This window comes from Streptomyces fuscigenes (assembly GCF_021556455.1).
GTDB lineage: Bacteria > Actinomycetota > Actinomycetes > Streptomycetales > Streptomycetaceae > Streptomyces > Streptomyces fuscigenes.
Genome location: NZ_JAKGCV010000203.1, coordinates 1 through 9,789 on the forward strand (window position 1 = coordinate 1; position 9,789 = coordinate 9,789).

Sequence of the window (9,789 nt, forward strand, 5' to 3'; positions counted from 1 at the left end):
CGCCCGCCCGCCTCCGCGCGCGCGACGTCGTCCCCGCCCCGGCGCTGCTCGCCGGCGACAGCCGGGGCGTGCCGCGGCCCGGGTCGGTGACCGGGCCCGCGCGGCGCTTCCCGGTGCCCGCGTCCCACTCCGTCCCGGCAATCCGTCCCGGCATCGGCCGCCGCGGCCCGCCGGCCGTGCGCCCACCGTGAACGCACGCCCCCGAGCGGGTTCCGCCTCCGCTGAAACAGCCGCCCCACCTCCCTCGGAAGACCCGCCAAAGCCCCTCTGGCCAGGGCCGATTGTCAGTGGGGAGCGGTAAAATGGAGGTAGTTCGCAAGAGCTGAACGACCGTGTGCCAGCCACCGCTTGGAGGTCACAGATGGCCGCTGCCGCGATGCCGGAAACGACGAACGACACCACCGAAGCAGCCCGCACCGACCGGCCCGGAGCCGACCCGGCGCGGGTGGCCGGCGCGGCGCCGAAGCCGCGCCGCGGGAAGAGCACAGCGCGTCCCGCGAACCGCCCCTCCCGCCCGTCCCACGAGACCCTGCCGCTGCCACGTCTCCCGCTGCCCGCGAATCAGCCCCGCGAGTGGTACGAGGCGCACAACCGCAGGCTGAAGGCCATGCGCCTGGCCATAGCGCTGCTCGACACCGGCGTGTACCACCCGGCCAACGCGGACAACCGCCGGATCAGGGCCACCGCGGCGCGCATCGGCGTGCACCCGCCCTCGGACGTGACCTGCGGAATGGTCCGCGCGCTCATCCGCTGATCCCGCGGCCGGCGCCCGTCGGCCGAGGCGCCCGTGCGCAGCGCGCCGGCGGGTCGAGGTGCCGGGTCATGGACGCCCGCGCAGGGCCGGCGGCCTTCGCGCGGGCGCCTTCCGCCGGCACGGCCCGGCCCGGACCCTGGGCCATACTGGGGCCCATGGCACGACGTGTGACGGGTGGGGCGGAGGTGGCGATCCGGCGGGCGACCGCACGGGACGCCAGACGCCTGACCGCCCTCGTCACGTCGTCCGGCGCGTACGAGGGCCCGTACGCCTCGATGGTCGCCGGGTACCGCGTGGGCCCCGACTACATCGAGGCGCACGAGGTGTTCGTGGCGGCCGAGTCCCCGGCCGCTCCCGGGGGTCCCGCGGCGACCGGGGCGCCGGGAACCCCACCGGGTGGCCGGGTCCTCGGGTTCTACGCGCTGGTACTGACCCCGCCGGAGCCCGAACTCGATCTGCTCTTCGTCGCCGACGCGGCCCAGGGGCGCGGAATCGGCCGCCGCCTGGTCGAGCACATGAAGGCGACGGCCCGCGCGGCGGGCGCGGAACACGTGCACGTCGTCTCGCACCCCCCGGCCGAGGGCTTCTACACGAGCGTCGGCGCGTACCGGACGGGCATCAGCCGGGCCCGCCCGCCCGCCGTGCCGTGGGACCGGCCGGAACTCGCCATCCCCACGTCGTCCTGAGGGCCCCGGGTGCGGCTCGGGGCTCGGGTGGCGGTGTCGCCGGTCCCCGGCAGGGGGACCGGGGCACGGACCCGGCGGGCGCGGGGTGTCAGGAGCCGTCCGGCGAGGCGGAGGCGGCACCGGCGGCACCCTGGGTGATCTTCTTCGTCATGTCCGCCGTCTGGGCCGCGGGCGGCGCGCTCACGTTCGCCTGCGTGCCGAAGTCGCTGAACTGCAGCTTCGAGTCGAGTGCGAGCTGCTGGGGCGGGGTGGACGCGCCGGGGGACTGCGACGACGGCGACTGCGAGGAGGGCGCGCTCGGGGAGGCGCCGCCCGAGGTGTTGACCTTGGCCTTGACCTCCTCCTGCCGGATCCTGCCCTGGTCGTCGAGCCAGAGGTCGACGGGCAGCCGGTCGCCGAGCTGCTGCTGCAGCATGCGCGCCTGGGCGGAGTTGCCGGGCGACAGCTTCGTCACGTCCACCGACACCCGGTAGTGCGTGGTTTTGGTGCCGTTCACCGTCTCCGTGCCGACCTTGGTGACGTCCTGGCCGCTGAGGTTCTTGACGTAGGAGAACGGAGCCGCCGGGTCCGACATGCCGGCCGTGGCCCCCGAGCCGGAGCCGAGCGTCCCCGCGACCTTCTTCAGGTCGAGCTTCAGCCAGGTCCTGCCCGCGGGCAGCAACTGCTTGGCGGCCGCGGGCGGCAGCTTCTCGTAGAGCATGCCGTCGACGGTCCGCTCCTGGATCTGCTGGCTGCCGAGGTGCAGGGTCACGTCGCTCGCGCCCTTCGCGAGGTCGATGACACCCGAGCCGGTCAGGGACAACGACTGGCTGCCGCCGACCCCGCCGACCGTCGTCGCGATCGTCATCTTCGCGCTCTTCGCGTCGGAGGTCTTCTGGTACGCGGACTGCACGGCGGCCGAGTTCGCGCCCCCGGAGCCCGCGCTGCCCGTGCTGCCAGCACCGGCCGCGCCGGTCGCGCCGTCCGACGCCGATCCGGAGGCGGCGGAGGAGCCACCGCTGCCGCCCGAGGTGCCGCCGCAGCCCGCCAGCACGCCCACGGCCGCCACGCCACTGATCGCGACCGCCGCGGCCCGACGTCCCTTGCCCTTCCGGCCCATGTGTCATCTCTCCTCGTGCGCTTGCCTGTTCGCCCGCCCTGACAGGGCCCGGCTACCCGCGGCCGTGATCCGCATACGCGTGGATCGGGTCCTGGCACGGGCCCGGAGGCGAGGACGAGGACAGAGGTCGGGCTCCGGGAGCCGCACCTGAGGCCGGGGGCCGGAGCGCCCGGGTCGGAGCCCCGGGACCGGGGCACCGAGGTCGGGGCACCGAGGTCGGGGCGCCGGGGCGGGCGCCGCGGGCCGGAGCCTCCGGGTCAGAGGACCGGGGGCCGCCATTCCAGCAGCAGGAGGGTGGCGTCGTCGCGCAGGGCGTCCTCCTGGTGGTCCAGGAGCGAGTGGATGAGCTGGCGCAGCGCCTCGGCGGGGACGGTGCCCGCGGCGGTGGCCCTGATGATGGAGTCGGTGAAGCGCTTGAGCCCGAACTCCACGTCCCCGACGATCCGCGACTCGGTCACCCCGTCCGTGTACAGCAGCACGCGGTCGCCGGGCAGCAGCCGTTCCTCGTGCAGCGTGCGGGTGCTCTCGCACATCTCGGCGGGCATGCCCATCGGCGGTTCCGCGGGACGCTCCAGCGCACCTTCCAGCACGCGCTCGTCCCTGATCAGCAGGGGCGGCGGGTGGCCGCAGTTGCACCAGCGCAGGATGCCCTCGTCCGTGTCGAGGCGCGCCAGGATGCCCGTGCAGTACTGCTCGGGCAGCCAGCGGGCGAGCGCCCGGTCGATGGAGCGCACCATCTCGGGGAGGTCCGCCTCGGCGCGGCGGGTGTTGCGGCAGGCGGCCATCGCCACGGCCGTGGTCAGCCCCGACGCGAGGTTGTGCCCCATTGCGTCGAAGATCGTCGCGTGCAGGCTGGAACCGGTCAGGGAGTGGTCGAAGGCGTCGCCGCCGAGCTGGTAGGCGGGTTCCAGTACCGCGGTCGACGTGGCGTGCCGGTTGGCGATCGTGCGCGGCGGCAGGAAGGCGCGCAGCAGCTCCGCGGGCAGCCGCATCGGCTGCAGCCGGGTGTGCCGTGCGAAGGAGTCGCTGTACGCGCGCTTCGAGGTGATCACCATGGACAGCAAGGACGCCACGATGCGGCAGCGGCGCAGCACCTCCGTGTCGACGCGCACGGCGCTCACGCCGAGCACCCCGAGCCGCTCCGCCCCGTCGACGAGCGGCAGCCACGCGGCCAGATGGTCGGCGAGGGTCTCGTCGATCACCAGCCCCAGCGTCCGGTACGCGCGCCCGGCCGTCGTGGAGTCGATGTCGAGCGCGGGCGGGCCGGTGACGGGGGGTGCCAGCGGCACGAGGTAGCGCTGCTGGAGGTCGACGAGGTACACGTCGAGCCGGTCGACGCCGACGATCCCGGCCAGCTGCCCGACCAGCACGGGCAGATCCATGGGCGCGGCCTGGTGCGCCGCGGCCAGCATCTCGTCGAGGAGGCGTTCGCCCCCGCCGCTGCCCCGGCCCTCTCCCGCCGTCATCGCTCGTCACCCACTCCGGCAGTCTCACAGAGCCCCCGGCCCGCCGCCCCTCCACGCGGCCCGAATGGTGGCGGGTCTCGGGCCGCGGGACACGGCTGCGCCGGGCGCGCCACCGGGGAACGGGAGCGGGAGGCGGGCGGCAGGGGCGCGGGCGGCCGGGGGGAGCGACGGCCGACCGCCCCACGGCCCGGCGACCTCACCGCACGGCGACCTCACGGCGGCGCGCCCCGCCCGGCCGTATCCGCCGTATCCGCCGTATCCGCATCCCCTGCACGGATGCCCTGCCCGCACGGCGAATCCGCCCGGTCGAACGGGCGTGAGGAATCCGCTAGTCGAAGACGATGACCTGGCGGCCGACGACGTCACCGCGGCCGAGCGCCTCCAGGTTCTCGTTGCAGTCCTCCAGCCTCACCTTGGTGACGTTGTGCTTGACGAGGCCCGCCTCCGAGAGCGAGAGCACCTCGACGAGGTCCATGTGGTTGCCCCAGAACGAGCCGAGGTACGACAACTCGGTCCCGACGAAGGGGAACTGCCGGTGCTCGACCTGCTGGCTCATGAGGCCGACGGCGGCCAGCACGCCCTCCGCGCCCAGCAGGTCGAACCCCATGGAGATGGACGATTCGCTGCCGACGCAGTCGAGGATCGCGTCGACGCTCCCGCGGCCGGTGAGCCTCTCCAGTTCGTCCCGGACCGCGTCCGCGGACCGGTCCCTGACGTTGACGCCGAAGTCGGCGCCGTTCTCCTTCGCCACGTCCAGCTTGCTGTCGCTGCGGGCGAGCGCCACGACCGTGGCCCCGCCACCGAGCAGCCTGGCGTACTGGACGGCGTAGCTGCCGAGGCCGCCCACGCCCGTGACGGCGACCGTCCGCCCCGGGCCCAGCTTGCCCGTGTCCCGCAGTTTCCGCATGCCGCGGTACGGGGTCATGCCCGCGTCGGTCATGGGCGCGAGCAGCTCGGGCGCCTTCGCGGCCTGTTCGGAGACGGGTACGGCGTGGCGGTACTCGACGGCCATGTACTCCGCGAACCCTCCGGGCGGCCCGAAACCGAGCCACCGGCCGTCGCCGCTGCACAGCTGCTCGTTGCCTTCGCGGCACTGCCGGCACGTGCCGTCGCCCCAGCTGGGGTTCACGACGACCATGTCGCCCTCGGAGAGGCCGGCCGTCTTCGGCACCTCACTGCCGAGGCCCACCACCCGGCCCGTGACCTCGTGGCCGGGTATGTAGGGGAAGTCGAGCGGGAACGGCGTCCTGAAGTAGCCGTCGAGGAGCTGGTAGTCGCTCCGGCACATGCCGGTGGCCGCCACCTTCAGCAGGATCTCGTCCCGGGCGGGTTCGGGGACGGGGACCTCCTCGATCCTCAGAGGCTCGCGGTATCCGTACATGCGCGCTGCTCGCATCTGCATGGGGGTGCCTCGCTTTCACCGGCAGGCAGTGTTGCCGGCCGGGGGAGCGCGACGGAGAGCGCGTTGCGCCGTCGGCCGCCTCGACCGCCTCTTCCGTTCGCACCAGGCTCCGTCATCGGCCGCCGGTCTGCATCCCGGGGCCGGGGACGGCCCGACGGCGAGACCGGCCGCCCGGTCCCGGGCGGCCCCGGTGTCCTCCGACGGGGCCCCGCCCCCTCGCCCCCTGTCCCGCGCCGGGGGCGCCCCTGGCAGGCGGGAGAGGACGGGGGAAGACTGGTGGACGCGGGGAGACGGACGCGGGCGGGAAGATCGTTGGACGTGGGAAGACGGATGGAAGCGGGGAGAGCGGTGGACGCGAGGGCACGGACGGAAGCGGGGAGAGCGGTGGACGCGAGGGGACGGGCGGCCGCGACGGAGGGCGGCCCGGGCGGAGGCCCCGGCGGATCCGGAGCCCGGGAGCCTGCCGGGCACGCACAGGGCGCCGAGCCGGCGCGGAGGGCCGAGGGGGCGGAGCCCGGGGAGCGGGCCGAGCCGGCCGAGGAGTTGCGTCGCGAGGCCGAGCGGCTGCGGGCGCGCATCGACGGCGCGGGCGCCGAGGAGGAGCGCATACGGGCCGACTGCGTCCTGGACGCGGCCGACGCCGGCTCGGTCGACGAGGCGGTGCGCGCCCTGCGCGCCGAGACGCGGGCGGCAAAGGAGCAGCGCGAGCAGGTCCTCGCCACGCTGTCCCGGCTGGAGGAGGGGACGTTCGGGGTCTGTGCGCGCTGCGGCGCGCCGATCGGCGAGGAGCGGATGGCCGCGCTGCCGCACACCCGCCTGTGCATCGCGTGCCGGCGGGCCGAGGAGTCGGCCGGCTGACCGCGGCGCCGGGCCCGTCCGCCCGGGTCCGCCGAGGCGACCTGAGGCTACCCGAGGCGGCCCGGGGCGAGGTGCCCCGAGGCGCCCGGTGAGGGACGAGGGGCGCGCGGTGAGGGACGAGGGGCGCGCCGCCGCGTCAGCCCCGGCTCGGCCCGTTGGTGACGACGTCCGCGTGCAGGAGCAGCCATTCCTCGACATGGTCCGCGGTGGCCGCGCCCGTCAGCACGTCCAGGCCGTATCCGTCCTCCAGTGCGACGAAGCCGCGGGCGAGGACGTCGGGCGGCGCCACGAGCCGGAAGTCCCCGCTGCCCGCGCCCTGTTCGAGCACGGCCCGGTACAGGCCGGCCTGCCGTTGGACGAAGAGGGCGTTCTGCGCCGCCGCGGCCGGGTCGCGCAGGACCACGGGGGTGAGCTCGTACAGGAGGCGGCTCGCCTCCTCGGTGGCGCCGGGGCGCGGGACCCCCGACGCGATGCACGCGCGCAGCCGCTCGGGGGCGGATCCCGCGCGGGCCACGTGCTCCTCCCGCCGTTCGCAGTACTGGGCGTAGCCGCGCTCGTAGACGGCCGCGAGGAGTTCCGTGACGTCCGGGTAGTAGTACAGGACCGCGGCGGCGGTCAGCCCGGCCTCCTGGGCGATGTCGCGCAGCCGCGCGCCCGTGGAACCGTGGCGCAGGACGGCGCGGGTGGCGGCGTCGACCAGCTGGAGCCTGCGCTCTGCCTGGTTCTTCTGGCGGGGCATGGGTCGATGATCCCATGCCCCGCGGGCTCCCCGGCGGGGTGCCGGTGCACGGACGGACGCCGCCCGGTGCGCAGGAGCCGCACTCCGCCCCGCGCTCCCGTCTCCCTCCCCGCGCCCGGTCCGCACGGAGCCGCGCTCAGGTCCCGCCGCCTTCTCGACGCCGGTCCCGAACGGATCCGCACGCGGACCGTCGCACGCCGGCTCCCTCCCTGCCCCCTCCCGTCCGTCCCTCCCGGCGGCACGGAACCGCCGCCTGTCCCCGGCCGCCGCGGAACCGGCGCCTGCCTCCGGAAAGCGGCGCGTCGAAACCGTTGACGGACCCCGATGGGTTAAATAAATTTCATTTAATGAATCGGCCGGCGGACGCCCGCGGGCCCGCTCCACCGATTGGCCAGGTACGCATGACCAGAGCACTGCCCCTCGCACTCGTCCAGGCCCCGGCGCACGCACCCGGCGCGTTCGACGCCTTCGCGGCGGAGGTCACGGCACTGACCCGCAGCCACCCCGCGGTCCGCCTGTTCGTCTTCCCGGAACTCCACCTGTGCGCCACGGACGGGCCGGGGTCGGCCGAGCCGCTGGACGGCCCCCGTGACAAGGCGCTGCGGGAACTCGCGGGCGACCTCCGCGTCTGGCTGGCGCCGGGCAGCGTCTACGAGCGCGGCGACGACGGACGCGTCCACAACACGGCCGTGGTCTACTCCCCGCGCGGCCGGCGCGTCGCGGCCTACCGCAAGATCTTCCCGTGGCGGCCCTACGAGACGACGGCGCCGGGCGACTCGTTCGTCGTCTTCGACATGGAGGGCCACGGCCGCGTCGGCCTCTCGGTCTGCTACGACGCGTGGTTCCCCGAGGTCACCCGCCACCTCGCGTGGATGGGCGCCGAACTCGTCCTCAACGTGGTGCGCACCCCGACCGCGGACCGCGCCCAGGAACTGGTCCTGGCCAGGGCGAACGCCATCGTCAACCAGGTCTTCGTGGCCAGCGTCAACGCGGCGCCCCCGCACGGCGTCGGCCGCAGCCTCCTGGTGGACCCGCAGGGGCGGGTGCGCGCCGAGTCGGGCGGCGACCCGCACGCCGTGCTCAGCGACGTGATCGACCTCGACGAGGTGACGCACACCCGCACCTACGGGACGGCCGCCCTCAACCGCGTGTGGGACCAGTTCACCGATGCCGACGCACCCCTCGAACTGCCCCTCTACGCGGGCCGCATCGATCCCGCCACCTGGCGCCCGGCGGGCCGCGGAGGCCGCCCGTGACGGCCGGACCGCAGGCGCCCGCCCTCGCGGCCCGGCTCGGCCTGCTCTCGGTCGTCCTGTTCGGCGTGGCCTACATGTCGCCGTCCATCGTCATGACCACCTTCGGCGTCATCGCGTCGACCAGCCACGGCGCCGCCCCCACCGCCTACGTCGTGGCGACCGTCGCCATGCTCCTGACGGCCCTGAGCTACGGGAAGATGGCGCGCGTCCTGCCCGCCTCGGGCTCGGCGTACACCTACGCCCGGGAGATGATCGACTCCCGCGTCGGGTTCCTGGTCGGCTGGGCCATCCTGCTCGACTACTTCTTCCTGCCGATGGTCGCGTGGCTCATCCAGTCGCTCTACCTCAACGCCCAGTTCCCCGCCGTCCCGGTGTGGGCCTGGCTCACCGCCAACATCGTGGTGACCACCGGCATCAACATCCTCGGCACCGTCCTCGCCGACCGCGTCAACAAGGCGCTGATGGCGCTCACGGTCGCGGGCATCGCCGCCTTCGTCGTCATGTGCCTCCACCATCTCGGCGGCGGCGCGGCGCACCCGCCCGCCGCCCCGCTGTGGAGCGCCGGCGTCACCCCGGGGGCGGTCTCCGCCGCGGCCGCCGTCGCCGCGTACTCCTTCCTCGGATTCGACGCCGTCAGCACTCTGAGCGAGGAGACGCACGACGCCGGGCGGACCATCCCGCGCGGCATCGTCCTGACGGTCCTCGCCGGGGGCCTCGTCTTCGTGCTCGTCGCGTACGTCATGCAGTGGGTCCACCCCGGTGGACACTTCACCGACGAGTCGACCGCCTCCTACACGATGTCGGTGCTCGTCGGCGGCCGGACGTTCGCCGACATCGTCAACGTCGTCGTGCTCGTCGGCGGGTTCGCGTCCGGCCTCGCCATCCAGGCCAGCACCAGCCGCCTGATGTACGTCATGGGACGCGACGGCGTGCTGCCGCGCCGCTTCTTCGGGCGGCTGCACGCACGGCTGCGGACGCCGGTGCTCAACCTCGCCCTGGTGGGCGCGGCGGCGTTCGTCGCGCTGAGCCTGTCGCTCGCCACGGCCACGTCCTTCATCAACTTCGGCGCGTTCACGGCGTTCACCATGGTCAACGTGTGCGTCGTCGCCCACTTCGCACGCAACCGCCGCGCCGGGGGCGGCCGGCTCTCCCCGCTCACGCACGTGGCACTGCCCGTGCTGGGAGCCGCCGTCGACATCTACCTCCTCACCCGGCTCAGCTCCACCGCCATCTGGCTCGGCGCGGGATGGCTCGTCCTCGGGATCGTGTACCTGATCGCCCTGACCCGCGGCTTCCGCAGGCCGCCGCCGGCGATGAACCTCGGTGACGCACCGGAGCCGGGCGACGAGCGGCCCGCGCGCGCCATCGAGCGCCGCATCGAGCACCGCTACCTCGACGTGAAGGCCGACAACGTCGAGCTTCGAACCCGGCGACATCATCCTCACGCACTTCCAGGGCCGCTCCGAGTGGAGCGCGACGATGGTGGAGAACGTCAGGAATCTGATCCGGCGCATCACGGACCAGGGCTT

The 9,789-nt window shown here is 74.4% G+C and carries 9 protein-coding genes; 5 read left to right on the forward strand and 4 right to left on the reverse strand.

Going from position 1 to position 9,789, the window contains the following annotated elements; genetic code table 11:
- Positions 1-376 precede the first annotated feature (376 nt).
- Positions 377-754 (forward strand): hypothetical protein, encoded by a 378-nt coding sequence (locus L1885_RS29405; protein WP_372481964.1) that lies wholly within the window; start codon positions 377-379, stop codon positions 752-754.
- A 155-nt stretch (positions 755-909) separates the two neighbouring features.
- Positions 910-1,440 carry a GNAT family N-acetyltransferase gene (locus tag L1885_RS17070; RefSeq protein ID WP_235797982.1) on the forward strand — a complete coding sequence of 177 codons (531 nt, stop codon included), beginning with the start codon at positions 910-912 and terminating at the stop codon, positions 1,438-1,440.
- A gap of 88 nt (positions 1,441-1,528) precedes the next feature.
- Here L1885_RS17070 and L1885_RS17075 read toward each other — a convergent pair whose 3' ends face one another.
- From L1885_RS17075 to L1885_RS17085, 3 genes are all read right to left on the reverse strand, one after another.
- Positions 1,529-2,539, reverse strand: coding sequence for an SCO4651 family lipoprotein (locus L1885_RS17075; RefSeq protein ID WP_235797983.1), 1,011 nt, complete (start codon positions 2,537-2,539; stop codon positions 1,529-1,531).
- A gap of 257 nt (positions 2,540-2,796) precedes the next feature.
- On the reverse strand, positions 2,797-4,005 hold the full coding sequence (locus L1885_RS17080) for a PP2C family protein-serine/threonine phosphatase (protein WP_235797984.1): 1,209 nt from the start codon (positions 4,003-4,005) through the stop codon (positions 2,797-2,799).
- A gap of 328 nt (positions 4,006-4,333) precedes the next feature.
- A complete protein-coding gene (locus tag L1885_RS17085; RefSeq protein WP_235797985.1) occupies positions 4,334-5,407 on the reverse strand; it encodes an NAD(P)-dependent alcohol dehydrogenase in 1,074 nt (357 codons plus the stop codon).
- A 543-nt stretch (positions 5,408-5,950) separates the two neighbouring features.
- Here L1885_RS17085 and L1885_RS17090 point away from each other — a divergent pair.
- On the forward strand, positions 5,951-6,265 hold the full coding sequence (locus L1885_RS17090) for a TraR/DksA family transcriptional regulator (RefSeq protein WP_235797986.1): 315 nt from the start codon (positions 5,951-5,953) through the stop codon (positions 6,263-6,265).
- A 136-nt stretch (positions 6,266-6,401) separates the two neighbouring features.
- On the opposite strand, the gene L1885_RS17095 is transcribed toward L1885_RS17090, so the two are convergent.
- The gene (locus L1885_RS17095; protein ID WP_235797987.1) at positions 6,402-7,004 is read right to left on the reverse strand and encodes a TetR/AcrR family transcriptional regulator; all 603 of its coding nucleotides are present in this window, start codon (positions 7,002-7,004) and stop codon (positions 6,402-6,404) included.
- Between the two features lie 401 nt (positions 7,005-7,405).
- Between L1885_RS17095 and L1885_RS17100 the strand changes: the two genes are divergently transcribed.
- Together L1885_RS17100 and L1885_RS17105 are read left to right on the forward strand one after the other, a co-directional pair.
- Positions 7,406-8,260: a carbon-nitrogen hydrolase family protein gene (locus L1885_RS17100; protein ID WP_235797988.1), complete on the forward strand. Its 855-nt coding sequence runs from the start codon at positions 7,406-7,408 to the stop codon at positions 8,258-8,260.
- The coding region (locus tag L1885_RS17105; RefSeq protein ID WP_235797989.1) for an APC family permease at positions 8,257-9,789 on the forward strand (1,533 nt) is incomplete at its 3' end. The genes L1885_RS17100 and L1885_RS17105, both read left to right, overlap by 4 nt.